This window comes from Pseudoalteromonas sp. S2755 (assembly GCF_005886535.1).
GTDB lineage: Bacteria > Pseudomonadota > Gammaproteobacteria > Enterobacterales > Alteromonadaceae > Pseudoalteromonas.
In genome coordinates this window covers 1-25,209 of sequence record NZ_PNDS01000069.1, presented here as the reverse complement: position 1 = coordinate 25,209, position 25,209 = coordinate 1, and the positions used below count along the sequence as shown (strand labels likewise).

The following is a 25,209-nucleotide window of genomic DNA, read 5'->3' as shown; positions in this document are numbered from 1 at the left end:
ATATAACTTTGTTGTTTTTGATGAAGAGTTTATTCATTGATGAACAAGGAGAAACTAGTTTGATGGTTGCTTAGTTGGTTTAAAGTTTTGCAGCTTGCTGCACTACGATAGCGTGACGTTTTGCCAGCCTCTGATGGTCTTTATCGTATCCGCCACCAATGACGGTCGCGACGGGGACACCATGCTTTTGGCATAACGTCAGCACCAGTGCATCTCGTTTCGCAATGCCAAGCCATGAGATATCTAATTTACCTAAGTTATCACCTTGCCAAACATCGACACCAGCATCGTACAGCACGATACCTGGATTTAGGCCAATCAATAATGACTCAAGCGTATGTGCAACAATTTCGAGGTAGTGTGTGTCACTGATCCCTATTTCTAAGCCAATATCTAAATCGCTAGCATGTTTACGGAATGGGAAGTTTTTCTCACAGTGGATTGAGCAGGTATAAACATACGGGTTGTGTTTTAGCATGGCGGCGGTGCCGTCACCTTGATGAACATCTAAATCAAAGATCAGGGCATTAGTGATCCGATGACTGTCGAGCAAACGCGAGGCTGTAAAGGCGAGATCATTCACCATACAAAAACCAGAGCCAAAGTCATAATGAGCGTGGTGCGTACCACCGGCTAAATGGCATGCAATACCGTGCTTAAGTGCAAGCTCCGCAGTTTTTAGTGTTCCTAGAGGTGCAGTAAAAGTACGTGCCATAAGCTGCTCTGACCAAGGTAGACCTATACGGCGCATCATTTTAGCGTCGAGTTGATTACGCCATAAGTCCCAAATATATTGCTCGCAGTGCACGCTTTCAAGTGGCGACGGGTTGCCGGGCTCCGGGCTATAAACATTGTTGTTAATGAGCCCTAATGCATCTACTTCTTGGTATAGGCGTGCAAATTTACTCATCACGAAGCGGTGCTTTGGGTCAAAATTGAATGAGTAATTAGCGTGATAAACTAGTGGTAAATTTGGGTTGTTCAAAAACGGCTCCAAAAATGGCGATATGGCAGTGTAGCAATATCAATCCCCGAAGCCGAGCGCTTTAGCTTTTAGCGTTGCTTGTGTTCTGTCTCGTACTTGTAGTTTTGCGAGCAAGCAAGAAACCGAGTTACGGATGGTACCTTCCGCTTTATATAAAGTATTGGCGATTTCCTTATTGGAATATCCTTTCGCGATTAGTTTTAAAATATCCTTTTCTCGTGTGGAGAGCTTATCTAAAGTGGGGTCAGGGTTTAGTAAGGTCTCAGCAAGCTCGTCTTGGATGATGAGTTCACCTCGATGGACTTGTTGAACAGCATCAATTAACTCCTCTAAGTCAACGTCCTTAAGAAGGCAGCCTTTTGCGCCAAGTTCTAGGGCTAATTTTAGCTTTGCAGTATCGTTGAAGGTAGTGAGGATAATAACTTTAAAGTTTATTGCCAAAGGCAAAAGCTTGGTGAGCACATCGACACCATCTAGCTCAGGCATTCGCATATCTAAAAGTACAATGTCAGCTGTAATCTGGTTTAATTGCACTTGTTGGATGAACTCACTGCCGCTGCCACAACTTCCGGAACAAATAATGTCATCACTTAGCGAAAGGAGTGCCTGCATACCCTGACGCACAAGCGCCTGATCATCGACTAGGTAAACTGAGATTTTAGCCATTTGTTGCCCCGAAATGGATAGTTAATGTTACGCCTTGATGCGTTGACACATCAAGACTGCCGCCGAGTTCTTGGATCCGTTCCTGCATACCAGCCAGGCCATTTCCAAATCGAATACTATTTAAGGTAATGCCGTTGTCGCTTATTTGTACACTTAGCCCTTGTTGACAATACACTCGTACTTGCATTTTATCCGCTTTAGCATGCTTCAAGGTATTGGTGATAGCCTCTTGGCAGCATTTTAAAATGCAATTGGCATAACTTAGTTTTTCGAGTAACGGGTGATGTTCATAGTCGAGTTCAATGTTAAGACGAGGGATAGATTCAGTAAGCCTCAGCAATGCATCATGGAGATCGATATGCTCGTTGCTACGTTTGTCGCTGACTAAATCGCGAATACATTTTAGCGTGTCTTTAGCTTGCAAATAGCAGCTATCTAATAGCTCGGTTAATGGTGCCGCTGCAGTTCGTCTTGCGACATCTAAATTTACAATCAGACTGGTTATTTGATGTCCAACATCGTCATGTAACTCTCGTGCTAACTGAAGTCGTTCTTGTTTAGCAATACTTTGGCTTAAAAGAGACTGCGTTGCAGATAGCTGGCTGTGGGCGAGTTGTAGCGCTTCTTTGGCTTCTTGTTCTTTTTGCATTCTTTTACACACCACATACGCAAATAACTGAAAACAGGCAAATAACACCGCATTGAGATATTCAAGGCCATGTCCCCAAAAAAAGTATTGCGACGCAACATATAAGCAGGAAGTAACTAGGATATACCCAAGCGCAAAACTTAAAGGAACATAAAAAGCAAGGATCCCAACCAGTTTTACGTTATAAATGAGATGAATTGCGGCGGGGGAGGTAAGGTTAATTGACTGGATCAAAAGCGCCAATCCAAACAGCATTGAATATCTAGCCTTGTAGCCATAGTATTTTTCGGATTCATTGATACATAAAAGTACGAGGATCAAAACACCGATATGCTGTACCCAAGGTAGCCATTGTGCTTTTTGCTGAGCATAAATCAAACTTGGTATTGCAACGGCTAACCAAGTGAAAATGGTTGTTACCAACCAAGCCGTCGGATAGCGAAAAAACGCCGACATCTACTTACTCCGCTAAAAACCTGCTCCGCAGGTATTATTCCTTTATTCTCTTGCGAACCTATCCTAGCAGATATTTGTGACTCTGTGATGATGACGAATGTCATAATTTTACATTGTAAGTCAAAGTGCAATAACGGTTTTTTACCCTTGATTCTGCATTGATTTGTGGCACCACTATTCCTGTTCTATCTTTATGTAACAATCTTTTCATAATTAGGGATACTCAGAATGAAAAGTGTTAAGGCAAAACTTATTTCTGCGGTAACAGCGGGTTTAGTGGTAATGCTTATCGGTGCGATGATCACTGTTTTGGTGATGAAACGCGTCGCGGAGCAGTATGACAGCATGATAGACAATGAATTGACTGCTCGAGAGCAAATCAACATAGTACTTGATGACTTTAAAACTCAAGTACAAGAGTGGAAAAATGTGCTTATTAGAGGGAGAGATCCTGCTCAGTTAAATAAATATTGGTCGAGATTTGAAACCAAAGAAGCTGAGGTACAAAAACAACTCAGCTCAATCGTATCAGCACACTCGCTACCATCCACCTTAGAAAACAAGTTGCGTGAATATCAAAAAGAACACCTCACCTTAGGACAAAAATATCGTGAAGCGCTGGAACTATTCAAAAGTTCAGGCTTTGATATTAACCTTGCTGATGCGTCAGTGAGTGGAATAGACCGCCAAGCAAGTGTTTACTTACTTGAAATTAATGAGCAAATTAACGCGTTAGTAGACACGAGAACGAGTGAAATTGTCGCGACAAAAAACCAACTTATCTTCTTTAGTACCCTAGGACTCATCATTGTTGCGCTTGTGACTTTAGGATTACTGACTTGGTATATGCAGCATTTAATCACTCGTCCAATCCGCCGTGCATCTGATGTGGCAAAGGCAATTGCGAGTGGTCGATTAGACAACAAAGTCGTTGTACACAGTGATGATGAAATAGGTAACTTACTGACAAATCTACGGCAAATGCAAACTAGTTTACTTGATGCGACTCAAAAGCTAGAGCTACAAGCAAAAGAAAACTTACGGGTCCGTTATGCGCTAAATAACGTGGCCGCGCCCGTGCTTTTATGTGATGACAGTAATCAAGTGATCTACGTAAATGCACAATGTGATTCTTTATTTGATCGTTACCGCGCTGCGTTAAGTGTGCCGACTGAAGCCGTTAATCATCCAATTCCCGAAGCTTTACTTCACAGCTCTAAAGCACTGCACCAGGCTGCGGGTCAATTAGTACGTCAGTTAGAGTGGGAGTGGTGCGTAGGTGACATAATTATTGCGGTAACCGCCAACCCAGTTTCCGATCAAAATGGTAGGGTGTTAGGTACGGTATTTGAATTTAAGGATTTAAGCCAGGCAAGACGTGCAGAGCGACAGGTTGAGCAGCTCATTAAGTCAGCTTCCGATGGCAAACTAAGTGAACGTATAAACCTTGAGGGATACGTTGGCTCTATGAAATTAATAGCCAGCGGACTTAACAAACTACTTGATGCTGTTGAGCAACCTATTAGTCAAACAAAACAATATCTTACTTCGCTTTCAAAAGGAGAAATTCCCGAGCAGATTAACGGTGAGTTTAAGGGCGAATTTGCGCAAATACATATGGCCTTACAGCGCGCCACCTCATCACTATCGTTACTTATTGAAGATACTTACAGCTTAGTTGCCGCCGCAGGAGAAGGGAAGCTCTCTACTCGCGCAGATGAAGCCAAGCATCAGGGGGAATTTCGGAAAATCATTCGCGGTGTTAATGAAACGCTTGATGCGGTCTCTAAACCCGTAGCCCTTACTAGCGGGTATCTAGAAAGTATCGCAAAAGGAGAGTTACCCGCCTTAACGAATGATGGTTATAAAGGAGAGTTTGATAGCATCTATCAAAGCCTCTTTGCTTGTGTTTGTGCGATAAAATTGATGTTAACCGATGCCGAAAAGCTTGCTGAAGCGGCCAGCGAAGGAGACTTGCATCATAGAGCAGACGCCAGTAAACACCATGGCGCATACGCCAGCATAATTACAGCCATGAATGAAACGCTGGACTCGATTGAAGCGCCTCTTACGGAGTGCATGAATGTGATGGACGGGTTGTCTCAGGGAAATTTAACTCGCCAAGTTGAAAAAAGTTATGCGGGCGATTTTGCGCTGTTGAAGCAATCAGTGAATACCAGTGTTGGCAACTTAGCTAATATGATGCAAAAGCTATTAGCCATGGGAGAATCTATCACGGTTTCGGTACAGCAGATCACCACAGGTATCGAAGAGTTGAGTGAACGTTCCTCCTCTCAAGCCGCATCTATTGAAGAAACACGAGTATCAGTCGGCGAAATCACCGAAACCGTGCACTCAAACGCCAGTAACGCGCAATCGGCTAATCAGTTGGCAATTGAAGTGAACCAGCAAGCACAGCAAGGTGGCAAGGTAGTTGAGTCAACGATTGAGGCAATGACCGAAATTAGTAAGAGCGCTAAAGAAATACTTACTGTCATTGAAGTTATTGATTCTATTGCGTTTCAAACTAATTTATTAGCGCTGAATGCTTCCGTCGAAGCTGCAAGAGCGGGAGAAAAAGGAAAAGGTTTTGCGGTCGTTGCCTCAGAAGTGAGAAATTTAGCACTGCGCAGTGCAAGCGCCTCAAAAGACATTTCTGAGTTGTTGGGAAGCAGTAACATCAAAGTGAAGCAAGGATCTAAGCTGGCGTCAGAATCCGGTGAGACGTTAAAAACCATCGTGGAAAGTGTGTATGGACTTGCATCGCAAGTGCAAACTATCGCTGAGGCTTGCAATACGCAATCAAGTGGTATTGAGCAAATTAATCTAGCGATTAAACAAATTGATGGTATCACACAACAAAACAATACTTTGGTTGAGATGACGAATGCATCGGGGCTGTCACTGTTGAGTAAAGCCAATGAATTGCGAGAGATGGTTGAACAGTTTGATATCGGCAAGACTAAAGCGGAGTTGATGAAAGTGGTGAGCTAAAGATCAGCAAAATCGAGTATATACGGCTGCTAACTTTATTGTTTTTAGGAACGTCACGTGACATGATTGGACTAATTCGGTGGCTTTTTAGCCGCTAACAATGTTTAGGGATAAAGCATAAACCATGGTTACACCTATCATCATTATACTGTTACTTTGCAGCCCGTTATTACTTGGTATCATCTATTCAAAGATGAAAGGCGTACAGGTAGACACAACAACGCTTGCCTGTTGGGGTCTTGGTATCGCATTTATGTTCTTTTTTATTGGCCATATCGTAAAAGCGCAGGGAATGGTAGAAATGTTACCTAGTTGGGTGCCGTATAGGCTTCCTTTGGTATACTTCACTGGTGTCATCGAACTCGTCGTAGCGATTATGTTATTTGTACCTAAATATCAATTGCCTACAGCAAAAGCGGCTATTGCCATTTTTATCCTGTTTTTCCCTGCAAATGTGTATGCCGCGCTCAACAGCGTTGGCTTGGGAGGACATCAGTGGGGACCAGTTTATTTGCTAATTAGAGCACCACTGCAAATCATATTGATTGCTTGGGCCTATTTTATGTGTGTAAAACCGCTATCAATGCCTGTGGCTGAAATTAAATGAAGCTCAGCTCAAATAGAACATATAAACAAAAAGAGGAGTGAGATTTACCCGCTCCTCTTTCAGCATTTTTCAACTATTGGCCTTTTACTTTCTCATTCTCTAGGCAAGGTTTACCAGCTAAATGACCAGCCAAAATTTGTGCTATTTTTTCTGTTAGCCAGCTCGGACCGTCGTCAGTCATGTCGTTGTGTTTTGCATTCGCTATTGTGACAACACAATCCTGATATTTTTGCTTTTCTGCACGACTTGGCAACACACCTTTGTCCGCTGGAAAGTCACTTGCTCGTATCGATAATACCTTTACATCAAGGCTTCTCGGTAATGGCACTCTGCGATGGTCTAGTGTAATGATATGATTCGCAAATTTAGCGCCGTGATTGATTAGCCATGCTGAAATGTCACCGCCGTTAGAATGGCCAATTAAAAGGATGTGCTCAAAATCAAAGGTGGTGAACTTTGGCTTAAAGTAATCGCGAATAAACACTAGCGTATCAGCGCCACGCTGCCAGTTTTCTGCGCGTGTTTCGTATAAGTTCCCCTCGACGGAGAGAGGAGGATCAGTTGCAAGCTCATGGCCTACAGTAATAACCAAATATCCTGCTTGGTTTAGCGTCTTGACCAAGAATTGATATTCAGTATGAGAGACACCATAGCCGGCGCTTAGCAGTGCAACGGGACAAAGCGCTGTAGTTGAGCAGTTATCGGTATTGGGTGGCTGATGAGTTTCTACAGGAATTACTCTATCACGAGCGGGATCCATCACGGTTTCAGCGGCCAAAGTGAATGGTAGACATAGCAATAATAAAAATGAACGTAACATATTTATCCTAGAAAATAGTGGCGCTCGGCAAAGGCCAAAAGCGCCACAACTGGTTGGAGTCTTTTAGAGGTTATTCAAAAATTGGTTTACTGAAGCTAGCTCTCTTTGCTTTTGCATAATGCATGTATTTGTCGCCAGTTCCAGCTGCTTGAGTGATTTACTTAAGCCTTCTACTTCTTTTTGCATCGGTTCAAAAAACTGCTGAGCTTGTTTTAATGCATCCGCATCACAATACGTAAATAGGTAAAAAGGTAGCTGTGGCTTTGCAAAAGGTGGGAAACGCTCCTTTAAGCTATCAAAGTGCTGATAAAACCACTTTTGATAAAGCGCTTTTCGTTCATCGCCTTTACTATTCCCACTTAATATGTAATTAAAGTCAGAGGCTGTTACATGCTCGCTTAGCGCATAATCAAGTACTTGTTGTTGCAATTCCTTTGGACCAAAATAACCCATTGCAAGTAATAGATTAGTACGTTGAGTTGGGTTATTGGTAGTTTCAAATACTCTTTTGTATGACTTCAACAGCTCGGCATCACCGTAGTAAGCAGCAATTTGTAGGAAACTTCTCGCCAAATAGGGGTCAATTTTATCAGGTGACGTTAAATATAAATTCGCCTGTTTTTTTGCATGCGTAATAATGGTTTGATGTTTTGTCTCGAAAGCCAGTGCTCTAATCAATGCTGCACGTATTTCCGATGTGGCAGCTGGTTCATTTGCATTTGCCTCAAGTCCATATCGAGAAAACGCAGGCTCAACATAAGTGGTAAAAAGTTTCTTCCAAAGTAACTTATTTGAGTCGTCTTTATACTGTTTATGTTGTGATAGTAATTGAGTAAGAGCGGCCTTTGCTACCTTGGGGTGAGTGTCGTTAATAAACTCACTGAGTGTTAACATCAACGCATTGGCATTTATTTTTCCAGATTCCATCAGCGCGTCAACATTGCTTAGTAAGTCTAATCTCTCCCGCTCGTTTAGTTTGTTTGGGGCATGTGATATTAGGCTTGCGAGTTGAGACTCAGAAAGATCCCAGCGGTAATAACCTGTCGCATTGTCGTTTGGTAAGATCCACTCAGGCTCAAAGTCTAATTTAATCCGTTGTGTTTTGGAGTCTAGAAGTATTGTCCTAGTGGCCGTTTTGTCACCTTTACCATAGCGCAGTGTAACGGGGATATGCCAAGCTTGTGCAGCCGCTTCTTGTCCTTTTATTACAAAGCGTTGTTGGGATACTGTGGCATTCTGACCATCTAATTTAATCGTCAAAAGTGGAAAAGAAGCTTGTGATACAAATGAATCTAGCACTGTTGCCACATCTTGATTAGACACTTTACCCAGCTCATTCCACAGATCTTTGGCTTCTGCATTTTTATAAGCAAATTTACGGATATAATTGCGCATGCCTTGCTTGAATACCTCTTCCCCCAGCCACTGCTCAACCATGTAAAGCACCGCGCTACCCTTGCTGTACGCAAGTCCCAGGCCGTCTGTTACATCAGACTCTGTAATAACTGGTTTGCGGATCGGGGAGGTAGTTGCTTGAGCGTCATAGGGCATTGCATTGTGTTGAGATAAGGATAAATGTGTCTCTAGTTCAGGAAACAGCTGCAGTGTGATCTTTGCAGCCATCCAAGTGGCAAATGCCTCGTTTAACCACAGATCATTCCACCATTTCATCGTAACTAAATTACCATACCATTGGTGTGCAAGTTCATGAGCAATAACGTTCACATGCGAAGTTTGGGCTTGTCTTGTCGACGTTGCAGGATCGATAAGTAATATATCTTCTCGATAAGTGACAAGGCCTGCATTCTCCATTGCTCCGAACGGAAATTCAGGGACTGCGACTTGGTCTAGTTTTTTATAGACATAGGGTAAGTCAAAATAGTCTTCAAGTGCTTTGAGTATCTTTGGCGTGTTTTCGATGGAATAAGCGGCAAGATTTGATTTCTTTTGTGGGGTAATAATGTTACCTGGAACCGACATCCCTTTAACATCAAGTACTTCGAATGGGCCAACGGACAAGGCAACTAAGTAAGAAGGAAGGGGCGGCGTCTTGTCGAAGTAGTGGGTGGTCATGCCATTTGACTTTTTGGTCTTTAAAACAGGCGTATTAGCAAATACTTTTTGATCGTCAGGGGCGGTAATAGTGAGTTGGAATGGAATTTTATACTCGGGTTCATCGAACGTTGGTATTGCCCTTCTTGCATCACTCATCTGAAACTGAGTAAATAAGTAAGGCACGCCATTGTCTATGGTTTTATAAAGACCGACGCTATTACGATTGTAAGGGGCGGTATAGTCAATAGTAAGCGTGTAGCGACCCGGTTGCAGTGTTTTTTCGCAACTCAATCTCACTTTACCGGTTTCGAGCATTTTATCTCTGAGCGCACACGATGCTTTTCCGACTAGCTCAGCAGTGTTGATTGCATAGTCTAATCCGTTGAGCTCAATAAACTGAGTGGCTTTGAGCACCTCAAGTTTTATAATCGTATGCCCTGAAAAGCGCTCTTTAGAAGGATCTAAGTTAAATGTGACTGCTTGTTCTATCGGTTTAGCCACGGTGGCTAAACGATGAAGTTCAGCATTAGGTTGAGCATAAACAGAAGCGCTAGTAGCTAGTAAAATAGCACTGCATATCAGAGATTTCGATAGCATAAAAATCCTTTATCCATATTTGTTATTGTTGTAATCAATGTGCTGTATGTTGTCACTAGGTGTGAACAACATACAATGAGCATAATGCTCCATTTACTTTAACAAAACTTGCTGTAAAAAGAGCGGAGGAAAAGGTTCACTATCCAGTAATAATTAAAAATATTTAATTATTTCAATGAGCTGTTTTGTATTAGTGGTCGACTTTTTGTGTAACAAAAATTGTAATAGACTCCACCGTACTTGCTCATGTTGCCAGATATTGACACTACTTATATTTCACTATGTGTTCTAACTTCAGATAGGCTCCGATTATGGTTAACCAGTGTAATAACCATGACTTCGGCTTTGGTTTGCAATAATTCATTGTTGTTCCTGTTGTAATAGTGAGTAACCTGAGTTTAGGTTAAGTAATTTATGACTGTATCTTGGGTCAAAATATGGCAGGATACCAACGATAGTTAATTACAATTAATATAAGTTGAGCTTATGGATAAGAGGTTAAGGCACTTAAGTGCACTACGCTGTTTTGAGAGTGCAGCTCGGCTCCAAAGTTACACTCAAGCTGCGCTCGAATTGAATATTACGCAAGCGGCAGTAAGTCAACAAATGCGGCAACTGGAAAATGCACTTGCAGTTAAGCTTTTTGTAAGAAAAGGCCGCAACATGCATTTAACTGAAGCCGGCGGAGTGTTGTTAATGTCTACTCAAAGTGCGTTTAAGCGCATTATTGGGGGATTAAATCAAATTCAAACGCAAGAATTGGCTGGTAGCTTGACCATAACGTCAACCCAGTCTTTTTGCTCTTTATGGCTAATGCCTAACCTAAGCTCGTTTTACGAAGCTCATGACGACATCCAAATTCGGGTGCTTGGCTCTAATCGCTTTGAAGATATTCGTTTAAATCATATTGATATCGCGATCCGGTTTTCTACTAAGCGAGAGTTAGCGTGTCCCGCCGGACTTGAGCAGTTATATCTGGGGGAAGATAGCAACTATCCTGTTTGTTCACCAAGCTACAAAGAAGCGCTGCAAATTAAGTCTCCGAGTGATTTAGCAAGGTGCAACCTTATTCACCACGACGATGACAAAGTAAGCTGGGAGCAGTGGTTTGAGTCTCAGGGGATATGCGGTTCAAGTATTTGTGCCAAAGGCCCACACACTCGAGTCTCTTCTAATGACATGGCATTGAGTGCGGCGCTTAAAGGCCAAGGTGTTGCAATCGTCTCCAAAGAGCTATTTTTAGACTTTCAACAAGCTGGACTTATTGTGCAGCTTTTTGATATCCCTCACCCTGTGGTATGGCAACGCTATGTGTTATTCGATCCCTATTCACCAAAAAGCGCTCGGATCCAAGTATTTGTTGATTGGCTTATTAACCACTTGCCATAAGGTCTAGTTATGACTCTTTAATTGAGCTTCTTTCGTATTATTTCATCGATGCAGAAGTAAATGTGAACTTGAAATAAATATTAAACTAAAATTTAACATTGCCGAATTAGACTCCGTTCCCGCAAGGAAAACTAGCAAGGATGCCAACATTCAAATACCGAGGAAACGATGAAAACTTACACTCTCACGCCAGCCGTGTTGATGCTCATGAGCAGCGTCGCCAATGCAGAACCTGAAGTTCACTACGAGTCTTGTAAATCCACTTTTAACTATCTAGCCGCACAGTATCAAGGGACGACGGATAAAAATAATTCAGGTTCGCAGTGGTGCTATTTAAAACAAAGCATTGAAGGCGCAACATGGGGTCATGTCAGAACAGAAACCATCCCAGAATTCAAAACAGTAACCGGAAAAGCGTGTAAAACGCCATCTGAGTATCAGGGTGAAAAATTTTATGGCTGTACAACCCGAAATCACACCGCACCTTGGTGCTATGTTGAAGAAGGCGGCTGGGAAGAATGCCAACCAGAAGCGCCGCCAGCGCTTTTAGCTCACACTCAGCCCCTACAAAGTAAGCGATTAGATAGAGTTGCGCTTGGCTCATGTTTCAAAACCAAAGGAGATATGCCCGAAGCGCTCGCTAAACTAATTGGTCAACAACCGGACCTATTTCTTTGGTTAGGGGACAATATCTACGCAGATACCACCGATATGGCAGTGATGCGCCAGAAGTACGATGATAAAAAGAACAATAGTGAATATCGCAAGTTTTTAGAGGCTAAGATCCCAGTGATGGCGACTTGGGATGACCACGATTTTGGTTGGAACAATGAAGGCAAACATTATCCACAGAGAGTAAACGCACAGAAAGAATACTTACGTCACTTTGATGTTGATAAGGCTGACCCAAGACTAAGCGGTCAGGCTGGTATTTACGAAGCCAAAATGCTGGGTGGCTCGGGCGAAACCACACATGTGATCACATTGGATGCCCGTTACTTCCGCTCTCCAACCTTCTCAAGTTACGGAACGTGTGAAGGTGAAAGTAGCACCATATTGGGAGAGGCGCAGTGGCAATGGCTTGAGCAAGAGTTACAAAAGCCATCAGAAATTAAGCTCATTGCAAGCGGCATTCAAGTACTGCCTCCGCTGCATCAAGGCAGAAGTAAAACTAACTACTGTGCTTATGGAGACGGCAAAACCTTTAATGCTGCCATCGCGTCGTTAGAAGAAACAAATATGTCTGGTACTAGTTATGAGTCTTGGGCTGAAATGCCAGCGCAAAGAGAGCGTTTGCTTAGGTTGGTACAGAAATCAGTGAACGAAGGTAAGACAAAGGCCGTTGTGTTTTTGTCTGGCGACCAACATTGGGGAGAGCTTTTGCAAAAGACTATTCCAGCAAGCAGCACATATGGTCAAGCGGTTAACGTCTACGAAGTGACGGCATCAGGATTTGGTCAAAACTGGCCTTATCATATCGAAAACCCATTAAGGTTACCGATTTACGCAGATGACAAAGGGGATGGCAATTTTGCCAAAGCATGTCAGTTACCGTTCAAATATGCAGGTGTAACCTATCAAGGTTGTATCACGCGAGACAACGATAAGCCTTGGTGTTATACCCAAGTGGATGATAACCAAAAAGGTATTGAGGGTGAATGGGGCAACTGTGCGCCAGCAGGTGCCAGTATTCCAACCGGACGAGTTGGTGCATTAAGCAAAGACATCGCAAAGTTGACAACATCTAACCGCCATTTGATTAATAAATCCGGAAGTAACTACGGCTTGATAGACATTGATTGGCAAAATCGTGAACTGAAAATGTCTATTGAAACGGCAAGCGAGGAAGCAGTTTCAACTATTATCAAGTTTTGATGTTCCGTTATCAGCTGAGTCTAGCGCTCAGTTGATAAGATAGTAACCCTTTGTAAACTATCGAAATAAAATGTATATTGCGTGCAATCTAGAAAGAAAGCAGGTAAACTGCACTTCGGATGGTACCTCAGGCAAATTAAAAGGACATTAATTTGAAATTTGTTATTTCACTTTTACCCGCACTTTTTTTGACTAAATTAGTATTTTACCTTACTGATTTTGAATATTTTTTATTCAAAGATCCCTTTGATTTCGGTAAATTGCTAATTGACATCAGTGTGTTCGGGTTTTTCTATTTTACTTCTGTTATCGTTTACGAATACTTCTTTGGTGAAAAATTAGAGCTCAAGCGTCAAGTATCGAGCAAAAGAACGAAAGGTTCAACGTAAGTCTATTGCGAACTCGAAGGCTTTTTATAAGGTTCTAGTAAGCGAAATACCAAAAACCCGACCGCGCTTAATACAATTGCGATTTCATATCGTTGATATGCGCTTGAGATCCCTATTGCCCCGGTTAACCAAATACCTGCAGCGGTTGCTGTGCCATGCGTAGAATTATCATTTTTCACAATCGAGCCGCCACCAATAAAGCCAATTCCAGTAATAACACCGTACATTACTCTTGCTTGCGCTTCGTGTGACTCATAAACATCCATACTTGTTAAGATAAATGCACAACAGGAAATAGCGACTAATGGGAATGTTCTAAGCCCCGCGCTATCAGAGCGACTTTCTCTATTAATAGCCAAAGGTAATGTAAGTAAAAACGCAAAAATAATTTGGTAAAAGTGATACCAAATGAGTGCTAAGTCAAGATTAATCCAATCTGGCATTTTTTATCTCCTATACTGTTGTTGGGTTAATGCAAAAGGCATTCCTTTGAGTTGGCATAACCCATGCAACATGAAAGCGTCTATAACTTTTAGGAGAGAACAATGGATTTATTGAGGATCATAATTGCAATATTGCTTCCACCGCTCGGTGTATTCTTACAAGTCGGTCTTGGCGGGGCTTTTTGGTTAAATATTTTGCTGACTTTGTTGGGTTATATACCAGGAATTGTGCATGCTGTGTGGGTGATCGCCCGTCGGTAAAAAACGGACAACAAGTAATAATAACACGGTAATCTTTGCAGGGAATTATCCTGCAAAGATCTCCAGCACGATGGGCATTACTGAGAGTACAAGTAATGCAGCCATCACAACATTAAACCACCTAAGGCTTTGCTCATTTTTTAACACGTACTTGAGTGATGAGCCAAACACCAACCAGATCCCAACACAAGGAAATGACACCAATAAAAAGACAGTGGTGATCATCAAGTTTTGGCTCATAAAATCTGCGCCAGTGGAGGTATAAGTTGAAATAGCACCTATTGCCACAATCCACGCTTTTGCGTTTACCCACTGAAATAGTGCGCCTTTTAAAAACGAAAAAGGTTGAGAGCTTGCGTCTGCATCAGTTGTAGGTGAAGACATCGCGACAAGGTAGGCAAGATATAGAAGATAAATGACGCCAATGCACTTTAAAATAAAGTGCAAATTAGGAAATAACTCAAAAAGCTGCGCAAAACCTAAGCCGACTAACAAAAGCATAATCGAAAATCCTACACAAATACCGCTTAGCAGTGGAATGCTTCTCCTTAAGCCAAAATTAACACCAGACGTCATTACCATAATATTGTTTGGGCCGGGCGTTACGGAAGATGCAATTGCAAATAAGGTAATGGCAACCAAATAGTCCATTAAACAGTCCTTTTTACCTACTGATAGCTTTGTCGTTGTCGAATTATTAGTTCACTATTGGGGTTGCGTGTTAAATAGTCAATAGAAGGATAGCTGGGATGTTGTTTTTATATTTGTGATAAGATAACATATTTAAAGTTATGGTATAACATAAATATAAATAGGATCTCTCTCATGGTATTAAAAGGTAAACTTTTGGCAGTTGCCATTTCCGCAATTCTTCTTTCCGCTTGTGGTGGTACTGAACATACAATCGTAAAAGTAGACCCGCCAACACAAGACAATGGTAACGATAACGATGGTCATGATGATCACGATCATGGAGATGCGATCACAGACGCAAATGGTCGCCTGATAGTCACTAGTGCAGATAGTAACGTTGTGAATGTGTACTCAACGGCGGATAAATCACTTATTGACTCAATTGGTGTTACCCACTATCCAAAATATGTATATAGCTCTGAAAATCACCGCTTTGCTGTGTTGGTACAACGAGACCAAGGTTTAGTGGAATTTATTGATGGTGGTTTATATGAGGAAGAACATGGCGACCATCACCATACTCATGAAGAAGCGCCTGCACTTACTTCGTTCCATTTAGAATCAGTGAAGCCAACACATGTTACAGTGGGTGAGTCGGGTATTGCTGTGTTCTCTGATGGCGACAAAGACAGCCAACAAAATGCCAGTGCCGCGATGTTCACTGAGGCGCATATTAGCGGCGATCAAAGCGAAGTCGCTGCGCTACATTATGACACTTACATGCACGGTGCAGCGCAAGCTCGAGGCGAATTTCTAATTAGTACGATCAGAGACCCTCAAACTGAAACTTCTCTACCCTCGCAAATTGGTTTGTATCATGCGCATGGTGACCATTTCCATCAAGAGCAAGTATTTAACGTAAGCTGTCCAGCACTTCACGGCAGCGCACAAAATGAAGAAGCAGTGGCATTTGGTTGCGGTGACGGTGTTGCGGTTATCACTCAGCAAGGCGAAAGCTTCAGTGCAGTAAAACTCGCCAATCCAGATTACTTTGCTGACGGGCAGCGAGTTCGTACCCTTAAAGGTCACCATGATGCAGAGCAATTTATCGCATTAGCAGGTAATGATGTGCTGATGGTTGACCCAGAGCATGGCCATATCGAAAAGCTTGAATGGCAAGTAAGTGATAACTATCGCATCGCGAGCTTTGGATTTAGCTTTGCGGGTGAGCATGTTGTAGTGATGGATACAGCAGGTAAGCTCAGCATTTTTGCCGGTCATGATCATGATGGTGAGCACCATTTTGAAGCAGCAGGTGAAGTACAAGTTAGCGATGCCGATTTAACTACGATGCCAGAAGGTCACGGTTTCCAAATTACATTCTCTCATTCAGAGCAAGCGGTATATGTGAGCGACCCAATTGCAAAACAAATCAAAAAGTTTGATTTAGAAGAAGCCAAATTAGTAGACACGTTTGAACTAGATTACGTACCAGAAAAACTAGTATGGCTTGGTATTGCAGCAGAGGAGTCTCACGACCATTAATACTTAGCTAACTCATGTAGTCCCTGACAATTTTTAACACTGTAGATAGTGGCTTTGCCACCTTAGTTAAGCTAAGGTGGCTTTTTTTAAGGAAAAATATGAAAATTAGAGCAGCCACCATCAACGACTTAACCACACTTCTAGACTTAGAACAGCAAGTGATTGAAGCGGAGCGTCCGTATAACGCAGCAATTAAATTACAAGACGCTAAATACTATGATCTTGAGAAATTACTCACTTGTTCGAATACGTTAGTGGTTGTTGGAGAAGTGTCAGAGCAAATAGTGGCAACAGGGTATGTGCAGATCAGAGCATCGAAACAGCAGCTACAACATACGCAGCATGGTTATCTTGGTTTTATGTATGTAACACCTGAGCATCGTGGTAAAGGTTTGAATCAAGAGATCATGGAGCACTTAATCGCTTGGTGTAAAACCCAAAACGTCAACGACTTTTACCTTGATGTATACTGTAGTAACGCCGCAGCAGTTCGCGCTTATGAAAAAGCGGGATTTACACCTTGCCTGCTGGAAATGAAGCTACACCTCTAGGTCAAAGCCAACCTTTGTGTTTAAAGAATAGATAAGGCGCAAAACCAGACAGCAGCATAATAGCAATGGCAAAAGGGTAGCCCCAGGCCCAGTTTAGCTCTGGCATATTATTAAAATTCATTCCATACACACTGGCAACCACAGTGGGTGGCAAAAATACGACAGAGGCAATGGAAAAGGTTTTAATAATTTGGTTTTGTTCGATATTGATAAATCCCTGCGTAGAGTCCATCAAAAAATTCACTTTATCGAAGAGAAAGGCGCAGTGCGACATTAGCGTTTCGATATCTCGTGTGACTTCCCGTAGCGTTTCTCGCTCCTCAGATTGCACCCCCACATGACGCATTAAAAACGAGATATTGCGCTGCGTATCCATCAAACATAAGCGCACTTTACCGTTGGCATCTTCTAGCCTTGAAATACGACTAACGGCTTCTTCAAGATCTGAGTCTTCTTCCTCAAGCACATAGGCACTGAGCTTTTCAAGCTGGTGGTGCATATCCTCAAGCATATCCGCGTGGTTTTCGACTTTTTGGTCGAACAAAGTCACTAACAGCTGTTTTGGGTTATCGCACGCCACTTGCCCTTTACGCGCACGCAGTCGCAGCAACCTAAAATCCGCAAGTTCGTCATCACGAATGGTTAATAAGCAGTTTTTTTGTAATAAGCAGGCCACGGTCACCGTATTAAAACGCCCGTCATTGGGAGACATAAACAAAGCGTGTACATGCAGACCTTCGCTGTCGATAAAACAGCGCGAAGAGGCTTCGATTTCCTCTACATCATCCGCACCAGGAAGGGTAATATTTAGCGTGTTTGCCAGGGCAACTCGCTCCTCCTCAGTGGGATTAATAGTATCTATCCAATGGGCGTTTTTGATTGCTATTTCAATCGGGGTGTCGGTGCTTGGTTCCATTTCGGAAATTACACCGTGTTCAATCGAAAAAAACCTCAGCATCTCATTACTCTACACGACGACTCTTTGGCAAAGTATAAGAGTGAATGTATTAATCAACAATGACAATCCAGGGATTATCCGCAGATTATTCAGCTTGATAGGTGTAGATATTACGTGCCGCAACCGAGTTATTCATGATTGTTGTGTAATTAGCAACCAATTTAAAACCATGGCGCTGAAATAAATGATTCACTGCTAAGGCATCTACTCGACAACGAGTGTGGATAGGTTGGCAAGTAGCGACTAAGGTGTCTTGCAGTAATTGCTTGCCAATTCCTTTGCCGCGAATATTTGCATCAACCATAAAGTTCGAAATATATAGGCCTGATGTAAGATCAAAGCGCGTCTTATCTTTAAAATGGGCGATTGGCACTAGCGACAAACTGCCTATAAGTTGCTTTGTTGAGCCATCAAAAATAACGCGTACTTCGCCTTCTTCGATTTCCTTTTCCATAAGCAAGCGAATGGCTGCTTGGTCTATTTCCTCATTGCGTGGCGGCGCTGAAAAAGTCGCGATGTATAGCTCAGTAAGCTGCTCAACAATATCAGGGGTTGGGGTAGAGATTATTTCAATCATGCAGATACGCTCCGTGTTTTTGGCTCAGCTTGATAACTTTCAAGTAAGTGCTCAATATTACGTTTAAACAACTCGCTGGCATGTTCTGTTAGTACCGTATTTTTCGCTATCGCATGGCCTAGATATAAATTGTATAGCTCGTACGCCGCGCACTGTGCATCAAGCTCAGGATGAAAAATACCGCTTTCTATCCCTTGCACGATTTTATGCTTAATATAGCTAAATAATCGGTTATGTTGCTCGGTAACTTTGGTATGAATAGGGCTGTCTGTATGGCAATTAAACTCAACCAACGCTTTGATAAACGGACAAGTTGAGTGTGGCTCATTAAATAGTTCACGAGTCCAGTCTGCCCATATAGAAAAGAGCATTTTGAGTTGCACAAGAGGATCTTGGTGTCGTGCCGGTGCGACGACATGCAGCATAAATTGATCTTCACAGTAATCGAGGATCGCCAACTGCATATCTTCTTTACTGTCAAAATGCGAGATAAGCCCGCTGCGAGACAAGCCACAAAGCTTTGCCATAGAACCAATAGTGACTTCTATCAAGCCATATTGGCTACTAAAGCGCATACCTTGCTCTAAAATGGTTTGTCTCGTTCTCTCGCCTTTATTCATCACTTATGCAGTTATTCTTTGAGTAATACGTTGAATAACGCCAGTATCGCCTAAAATGCGGCGATGTCCAAGGCCTGAGGTTTGGATTAAACGCTCAGGAGCGGCTGCGATAAGCGACTCTACGTGTTCAAATGGCGCAAATCGGTCCTCGGTATCGTGAATAAATGTCGGCTTAAACTTAAGTACACCGTCGTGGAATTTATCTCGGATCAAGTGCCAATGCGTGCCATATCTTGTGGTGATAGCGCCTAACACTTGGTGCAGCATTTTTTCAGAAATGCCCGCTCGCGCGACGCGCTCAAACATCAGCTCAAAAAACTGCACGGGAGTTGCAACATTAATAACCACGCGATTTTCTAGGCGATAATCCGGTAAGTTCATCAGCGCCACAGCGCCCATAGAATGGCCCACCAAAGCCACAATATCATGGCGATCGGCTTCTAGCTTTTCAATCAGGGTATCCAGCGCTTCAACAAAAGCCAGCAAATGGGCTTGCTTACCATGAGATTGCCCATGGCCAACATGATCAATCGCCACCACGCAAAACCCTGCCGCAACGAGTTCTGGGATCAAGGTATCAAAGCAACTGCTGTTATCGGCCCAACCATGACTTAATACAACGGTCTTCGGACCAAGGCCAAACACGTTTACATGAACGCGACCAAGCGAGGTCAGAATATTGAACTCACCATTGGGTTTTTTATTTTTAAACTGATATTGACGCTTACCATGCGGGCTCATCAGTAATACCTGACCTAACCTCGAAGTAATAGGTGGCGCAAGCGTGCACATAAGCCCTGTGACACCCCGGCTTATCTTGGTAATAAGCGACCCGTCTTTGTCGTTAAAGTAGCTGAATTTCATCCTGACCTCTAAAAAAGAACACTTGTACTTTTATTAAAATAGAACACTTGTACTTTTTTGTAAAGCATAACAATCACCTTTTAATATTGCAGCTGGTTTACTCTGCGATACACCCCCATGTAGGAGCTGGTTCACCCAGCGATCTTTATAAGGCACCAACCGCTGCCAAAGCACCTTATACTGACTCCACACCTCCTCGTAGGAGCTGGTTCACCCAGCGATCTTTTTAAAACGCCAGCTGCGGATTACTCACGGTTATGAGGGGTGTACCCTTAATAAGGTTTGTCTTTAAAGAACGGTTAAGCGTGAAAAACGATAAAAATGTTTCAAATTACGTAAAGTTGGCGGAGTATTGAGTGTTTTATTGTTTTTTCATTGCAATTTATCGAGAGAAGCTTGTCTTTATATTTAACTAAATGTAATGTTTGGGTTAATTTCAAGGGAGCTAACGTAAAACAATGGTGGACAGATGCAAACGCCAGAGGAATATGAGGTAAGCCAGCGGATAGGTAGGTTAATACTTGGGTTAAAGCGTACCAGAGGTATGACCCGAGAAGATGTCTGTAAACGTTTAGGTATAGGCTCGCGCACGTTAGACAATTACTTAAACGGAGTGAGCTCATTTAAACTTGGGACATTGTTAAAATTTGCGGATCTTTGCAAGGTAAAGCTGGCTGATATTTTGGATGATACCGAGGCGCTGAAGCGCTTGTACCCTGAGAATATTAAAGACAAAGGCAATATCTTTTTGCTATTTACGGGCTATTTTGTCGGCGTTTTGGTCCTTGAATTTACCTTATTTGCTTTTCTTATTTTGTTATTGTTTTATGCGCGTAATGACAAGAATAGCCAAAGCATTGTTGCAATTTTTATATTTGCTTTTTCGTTAGAAATCGCTGTTGTTTACTGGCTTAAATTTGTATTGATCCCAGCTATTGAAAGCTATTACATTGAAAATATCTATGCTTTTGCAACTCAACTTTTACTGAGTTTACTGCTGGCGTTAATGATCAAATACAGAATGCTTTTAGGTGCGTGGTTTACCAAAGGGAATTCAGCCAGCATTTTTGAGAAGAACCAAGTAGATGCGCCGCTTTATGCACTCGCATGTACGTTAGCTTTGATTGATTTTGCCGCATTGATGGAAAACTTTATCCGTAACCTAGAGCACTTAGGTATAGATGAAGAAGTTGCCAAACCATTTTGGGAGCTGACCTTTATGTTTGATTACTTTGCTTATATTAAGGCAGTGCCTTATCTGCTCTGTATGTTTGTTTTATACGCAGGAATAACAGCGCGCCGTAAGCAGGTTTTAAACAAAGCAAATGCCGCGCCTACACAATAATGTGAAGATTTTCACATAAAAATAGAGAAATCTGTGTGTTTTTAATTATTGATTTTAATGGTCTGCAAAATAACAAATAAGCAGGTTTAGAAAGAGTTGCTTAAATCAATTGATACCAAAAATTCAAATATAATGATAAGTTTGTTTCTGTTTTGGGTTGTTTTACGAGTATGCACCTAAAAATAGTACTGTCATCTACTTGTCTTTATATTTAACTGGATGTAAACTTTTGGTTAACTTGGTTGGGGTGATTGAGAGATATGGTGGGGCGATGCAGACGCCAGAAGAATATGAGGTAAGCCAACGTATCGGCCGACTGATACGGGGGCTAAAGCGCAAAAAAGGGATGACCCGAGAAGAGGTTAGCCGGCGTTTAGGTGTGGGTGACAGGACCCTTGATAACTATTTAAATGGCTCTAGCTCCTTTAAGCTTGGGACATTGCTTCGGTTTGCTGAAATCTGTAAAGTAAAGTTATCAGATATTTTAGAAGATACAGATAAGCTCTCTGGCTTGTACGGAGAAAAAAGTGAGGAAAAGAACAATGAAGGCTGCACAGAAAAAGCCGATAAAAATAGCCCTTAGCCGTTCATTGTGTAAATTGGTTTCTGGAGGTGTTGGAACTTCTAAAGATGGAGGTCCAAGAGTTGCCAATGCAGAAACAAAGCAAGAGCCGGTAAATTAGGAGGGAAGTATGAAAAGTTTATTTAAATTAGCTTTTTCGACCAGTGTAGTTGCTGCTGTATTGGTAACAATGGCTAGTGCGCCAATCGTTGAAATCATAATGTCTTTATCTTTGGTTTTATTGGTGTTTTTATCAAAAAATGATGCTAACAGTCAACTGTTAACACTGTGCTTTGCAGTCGTTTTTATTCTTTCCTCAGTTGCTATGTTTGTACTCGAAACTTTAATATATCCGGCTGTTGATGATTATTTTATAGGTAATACTTTTGCTTTTTCTGTATGTTTATTACTTAGTTTGCTGCTACTTTTTTTGCTCAGGCACAGAATGACAGTCGCAGTCTTGCTTACTCGCGGAAAATCAGCCTCAGTCTTTGAGAAAAACTATGCTGAGGGACCCCTATATTTCTTAGTAATAATCTTGGCATCGGTAGACTTTCTAGCATTAATGGAAAACTTTCTGCGTAATTTGGACAGAATGGGGATAAATGAAGAAACCGCTAAGACGTTTTGGGAAGTAACTTTCTTTTACGATTACTTTGAGTATCTTAAGGGTGTTCCCATGTTGCTGTGTATTACCTTATTGTACGTTGGGCTAGTGGTTAGAACTAAAAGACAGCCAATCCAAAATTAATTGAAAACCCTAAAACACAGTATCTTTCCGACACTGTGTTTTTATCTTATGTTCTTGTAATAATTAAAGCGAACATAGGCGCTTGACTCTCCTAGTTATGTGTTAATTACAATGTTATGTAGTTTATGCCCATTTAGATCCTATACCACTTTTACATCAATCAACCTGAACATGTACTTGTTTTTATATTAAACAAAATGTAATGTTTGGGTTAATTTTGTGGTTTGGTTAAAGGGAAATGTGGGGCGATGCAAACGCCAGAAGAGTACGAAGTAAGCCAGCGTATAGGACTACTAATAAAGGGCCTTAAGCATAAACGGGGAATGTCGCGAGAAGATATATGCCGCCACCTCGGAATTGGCATGCGAACGCTAGACAACTATCTTAATGGCGTTAGTTCCTTCAAGCTTGGTACGTTAATGAAGTTTGCTGACCTCTGTAGAGTCAAGCTTGCCGATATTTTAGATGATACCGAAGCGCTCTCACGACTATATCCAGACAATATGAAGGACAAAGGCAGTATTCTTACATTGCTTTTCGGCTCTCTTGCAACGGCAATGCTTTTTGAGTCAATCACTTTGTTTTTGTTAATTATGTTGCTTTGCTATTCATACAAAGACAAAAACAATCAATGTATGGTCGCAATTTTTGTAGTGATTTATGCATTAAGTAATGCATTTGGTTACTGGCTTAAATACGTTGTTTTCCCCGCAGCTGCTAATAGCTTCATTCAAAATGTATACGCTTTTTCAATAAACTTGGCACTAAGTTTATTTTTGCTCTTTTTAATTAAATATAGAATGAAATTTGCGGTGCTTATCACGCGAGGAAGATCTTCCGAAGTATTTGAGAAGAGCCTTGTTGAAGCTCCACTTTACTTCCTTGCTCTGATCCTAGCAGTTGTTGATTTTTGTGCGCTAATAGAGAATTTTATTCGCAATTTAGATCGATTAGGTATGGATGAAGAGAAGGTAAAAATATTTTGGGAGTTGACCTTGTTCTATGATTATTATGAATACCTTAAAGCCCCGCTGATGTTGCTTAGTATAGCACTTCTCTATGCAGGGGTACTTGCACGGAAAAGAAATATGCAGCAGCCCCAAAGCGCGTAGTAATAAGTCGATAAGTAAATCATGGAAATAGAAGGGTAGCGAGGCGATGCAAACGCCAGAAGAGTACGAAGTAAGCCAGCGCATAGGGCTGCTAATAAAAGGTCTAAAGCATAAACGCGGGATGTCTCGAGAAGATATATGTCGCCACCTCGGGATTGGCATGCGAACACTAGACAACTACCTTAATGGCGTTAGTTCCTTCAAGCTTGGTACGTTAATGAAGTTTGCTGATCTCTGTAGAGTCAAGCTTGCCGATATTTTAGATGATACCGAAGCGCTCTCACGACTGTATCCAGACAATATGAAGGACAAGGGCAGTATTCTAACATTGCTTTTAGGTTCTCTTGCTTCCGTTATGCTCTTTGAATCCGTTTTCTTAGTTTTACTAATTTTACTGCTTTGCTACTCATACAAAGATAAAAACAATCAATGCATAGTTGCTATTTTTGTTGTGGTCTACGTGCTAACTAATATTGGTGGCTACTGGCTAAACTATGTCGCTTTTCCAGCAGCTGAAAACTATTATATGCAGAACGTATACGCATATTCGCTACACCTATCATTAAGTCTGTTACTATTCTTTCTGCTCAAGTACAGGTTGATGTTCTCGGTATTGGTTACTCGCGGAAAATCGGCAGCTGTTTTCGAAAAAAGCCTTATTGAAGCTCCTCTCTACTTTTTGTCTACGCTGCTAGTCACTATAGACTTTTTGGCGTTAATGGAGAACTTTATTCGTAATCTGGAACGATTAGGAATCGACGAGGAGAAAGCTAAAATATTCTGGGAGTTAACCTTTTTTTACGATTACTTTAGGTATCTTAAGGCCGTACCATTATTACTCAGTTTAGTACTCCTCTATGCAGGAATACTCGCACGGAAAAGAAATACGCAGCAGCCCCAAAGCGCGTAATAATAAGTCGATAAGTAAATCACGGAATAAGGAGATGGCGGGCGATGCAAACGCCAGAAGAGTACGAAGTAAGCCAGCGTATAGGACTATTAATAAAGGGTCTTAAGCATAAACGCGGGATGTCTCGAGAAGATATATGTCGCCACCTCGGGATTGGCATGCGAACGCTAGACAACTACCTTAATGGCGTTAGCTCCTTCAAGCTTGGTACGTTAATGAAGTTTGCCGATCTCTGCAGAGTCAAGCTTGCCGATATTTTAGATGATACCGAAGCGCTCTCACGACTATACCCAGACAATATGAAGGACAAGGGCAGTATTCTTACGCTTATCTTGGGATCGGCTTTTGTCGTCATTATTTTTGAATCTACTTTATTTATCTTATTGTTAGTTTTGTTCTTTTACGCTTACAAAGACAAAAATAGTCAGCTGTTGACGCTTTGCTTTGTAGTAGTATTTTTGTGTTCAACGGTAGCTGTTTATGCGCTGGTAAATGTTATTTTCCCAATTCTTGATAGTGGATATCATAAGAATATCTGTGCGTTCACCATTCAATTTTCGCTCAGCCTTTTATTTGTAGTGGTCAACTAATTTTG

Annotated in this window: 22 protein-coding genes and 2 pseudogenes; 13 read left to right on the top strand and 11 right to left on the bottom strand. The window is 41.8% G+C overall.

Going from position 1 to position 25,209, the window contains the following annotated elements; all coding sequences use genetic code 11:
* Positions 1-79: 79 nt before the first annotated feature.
* From CWC03_RS12555 to CWC03_RS12545, 3 genes are read right to left on the bottom strand one after another with little or no spacing between them, the layout of a single operon-like run.
* Positions 80-985, bottom strand: a complete 906-nt coding sequence (locus tag CWC03_RS12555) for a histone deacetylase family protein (RefSeq protein WP_138582201.1) — start codon at positions 983-985, stop codon at positions 80-82.
* Positions 986-1,024: 39 nt separating this feature from the next.
* On the bottom strand, positions 1,025-1,651 hold the full coding sequence (locus tag CWC03_RS12550; RefSeq protein ID WP_138582200.1) for a response regulator: 627 nt from the start codon (positions 1,649-1,651) through the stop codon (positions 1,025-1,027).
* Complete coding sequence (locus tag CWC03_RS12545; RefSeq protein WP_138582199.1) at positions 1,644-2,756, bottom strand: sensor histidine kinase; 1,113 nt, start codon at positions 2,754-2,756, stop codon at positions 1,644-1,646. Before CWC03_RS12545 ends, CWC03_RS12550 begins: the two co-directional genes overlap by 8 nt.
* Positions 2,757-2,984: 228 nt before the next feature.
* Between CWC03_RS12545 and CWC03_RS12540 the strand changes: the two genes are divergently transcribed.
* Both CWC03_RS12540 and CWC03_RS12535 read left to right on the top strand, forming a co-directional pair.
* A complete protein-coding gene (locus CWC03_RS12540) occupies positions 2,985-5,750 on the top strand; it encodes a methyl-accepting chemotaxis protein (protein ID WP_138582198.1) in 2,766 nt (921 codons plus the stop codon).
* A gap of 124 nt (positions 5,751-5,874) precedes the next feature.
* Positions 5,875-6,357, top strand: coding sequence for a DoxX family protein (locus CWC03_RS12535; protein WP_138582197.1), 483 nt, complete (start codon positions 5,875-5,877; stop codon positions 6,355-6,357).
* Between the two features lie 73 nt (positions 6,358-6,430).
* Here CWC03_RS12535 and CWC03_RS12530 read toward each other — a convergent pair whose 3' ends face one another.
* Both CWC03_RS12530 and CWC03_RS12525 read right to left on the bottom strand, forming a co-directional pair.
* Positions 6,431-7,177 (bottom strand): alpha/beta hydrolase, encoded by a 747-nt coding sequence (locus CWC03_RS12530; RefSeq protein WP_138582196.1) that lies wholly within the window; start codon positions 7,175-7,177, stop codon positions 6,431-6,433.
* 63 nt (positions 7,178-7,240) lie between these two features.
* Positions 7,241-9,829, bottom strand: a complete 2,589-nt coding sequence (locus tag CWC03_RS12525; protein ID WP_138582195.1) for a M1 family metallopeptidase — start codon at positions 9,827-9,829, stop codon at positions 7,241-7,243.
* 486 nt (positions 9,830-10,315) lie between these two features.
* Here CWC03_RS12525 and CWC03_RS12515 point away from each other — a divergent pair, with 486 nt between their 5' ends.
* Positions 10,316-11,218 carry a LysR substrate-binding domain-containing protein gene (locus tag CWC03_RS12515; protein WP_138582193.1) on the top strand — a complete coding sequence of 301 codons (903 nt, stop codon included), beginning with the start codon at positions 10,316-10,318 and terminating at the stop codon, positions 11,216-11,218.
* Between the two features lie 168 nt (positions 11,219-11,386).
* Positions 11,387-13,093 carry an alkaline phosphatase D family protein gene (locus CWC03_RS12510; RefSeq protein WP_138582192.1) on the top strand — a complete coding sequence of 569 codons (1,707 nt, stop codon included), beginning with the start codon at positions 11,387-11,389 and terminating at the stop codon, positions 13,091-13,093.
* Positions 13,094-13,484: 391 nt separating this feature from the next.
* On the opposite strand, the gene CWC03_RS12500 is transcribed toward CWC03_RS12510, so the two are convergent.
* The gene (locus CWC03_RS12500; protein WP_128727444.1) at positions 13,485-13,925 is read right to left on the bottom strand and encodes an MgtC/SapB family protein; all 441 of its coding nucleotides are present in this window, start codon (positions 13,923-13,925) and stop codon (positions 13,485-13,487) included.
* 102 nt (positions 13,926-14,027) lie between these two features.
* On the opposite strand from CWC03_RS12500, the gene CWC03_RS12495 reads away from it, so the two are divergent.
* Positions 14,028-14,186, top strand: coding sequence for a YqaE/Pmp3 family membrane protein (locus tag CWC03_RS12495; RefSeq protein ID WP_010369885.1), 159 nt, complete (start codon positions 14,028-14,030; stop codon positions 14,184-14,186).
* 45 nt (positions 14,187-14,231) lie between these two features.
* On the opposite strand, the gene CWC03_RS12490 is transcribed toward CWC03_RS12495, so the two are convergent.
* The gene (locus tag CWC03_RS12490) at positions 14,232-14,837 is read right to left on the bottom strand and encodes a LysE family translocator (RefSeq protein ID WP_138582190.1); all 606 of its coding nucleotides are present in this window, start codon (positions 14,835-14,837) and stop codon (positions 14,232-14,234) included.
* Between the two features lie 174 nt (positions 14,838-15,011).
* Between CWC03_RS12490 and CWC03_RS12485 the strand changes: the two genes are divergently transcribed.
* Positions 15,012-16,364 (top strand): YncE family protein, encoded by a 1,353-nt coding sequence (locus CWC03_RS12485; RefSeq protein WP_138582189.1) that lies wholly within the window; start codon positions 15,012-15,014, stop codon positions 16,362-16,364.
* 98 nt (positions 16,365-16,462) lie between these two features.
* Positions 16,463-16,915, top strand: coding sequence for a GNAT family N-acetyltransferase (locus CWC03_RS12480; protein WP_138582188.1), 453 nt, complete (start codon positions 16,463-16,465; stop codon positions 16,913-16,915).
* Between the two features lies 1 nt (position 16,916).
* Here the strand turns inward: CWC03_RS12480 and corA are convergent, their stop codons facing one another.
* From corA to CWC03_RS12460, 4 genes are all read right to left on the bottom strand, one after another.
* The gene (gene corA, locus CWC03_RS12475; RefSeq protein WP_045988330.1) at positions 16,917-17,873 is read right to left on the bottom strand and encodes a magnesium/cobalt transporter CorA; all 957 of its coding nucleotides are present in this window, start codon (positions 17,871-17,873) and stop codon (positions 16,917-16,919) included.
* Between the two features lie 85 nt (positions 17,874-17,958).
* Positions 17,959-18,450 carry a GNAT family N-acetyltransferase gene (locus CWC03_RS12470; protein WP_130127647.1) on the bottom strand — a complete coding sequence of 164 codons (492 nt, stop codon included), beginning with the start codon at positions 18,448-18,450 and terminating at the stop codon, positions 17,959-17,961.
* Entirely contained in the window at positions 18,447-19,070 is a 624-nt protein-coding gene (locus CWC03_RS12465) for a TetR/AcrR family transcriptional regulator (protein ID WP_138582187.1), read from the bottom strand. Before CWC03_RS12465 ends, CWC03_RS12470 begins: the two co-directional genes overlap by 4 nt.
* Positions 19,071-19,073: 3 nt before the next feature.
* A complete protein-coding gene (locus CWC03_RS12460; protein ID WP_045988333.1) occupies positions 19,074-19,934 on the bottom strand; it encodes an alpha/beta fold hydrolase in 861 nt (286 codons plus the stop codon).
* Between the two features lie 469 nt (positions 19,935-20,403).
* On the opposite strand from CWC03_RS12460, the gene CWC03_RS12455 reads away from it, so the two are divergent.
* The 6 genes and pseudogenes from CWC03_RS12455 to CWC03_RS12430 form a co-directional block, all read left to right on the top strand.
* On the top strand, positions 20,404-21,279 hold the full coding sequence (locus tag CWC03_RS12455; RefSeq protein ID WP_138582186.1) for a helix-turn-helix domain-containing protein: 876 nt from the start codon (positions 20,404-20,406) through the stop codon (positions 21,277-21,279).
* A 271-nt stretch (positions 21,280-21,550) separates the two neighbouring features.
* A pseudogene (locus CWC03_RS12450) lies at positions 21,551-21,823 on the top strand (helix-turn-helix domain-containing protein); the annotation flags it as partial.
* A 148-nt stretch (positions 21,824-21,971) separates the two neighbouring features.
* Positions 21,972-22,592, top strand: coding sequence for a hypothetical protein (locus CWC03_RS12445; RefSeq protein WP_138582185.1), 621 nt, complete (start codon positions 21,972-21,974; stop codon positions 22,590-22,592).
* Positions 22,593-22,840: 248 nt separating this feature from the next.
* Entirely contained in the window at positions 22,841-23,704 is an 864-nt protein-coding gene (locus CWC03_RS12440; protein ID WP_138582184.1) for a helix-turn-helix domain-containing protein, read from the top strand.
* A 46-nt stretch (positions 23,705-23,750) separates the two neighbouring features.
* Complete coding sequence (locus CWC03_RS12435; RefSeq protein WP_138582183.1) at positions 23,751-24,614, top strand: helix-turn-helix domain-containing protein; 864 nt, start codon at positions 23,751-23,753, stop codon at positions 24,612-24,614.
* Between the two features lie 44 nt (positions 24,615-24,658).
* A pseudogene (locus tag CWC03_RS12430) lies at positions 24,659-25,192 on the top strand (helix-turn-helix domain-containing protein); the annotation flags it as partial.
* Positions 25,193-25,209: the final 17 nt, after the last annotated feature.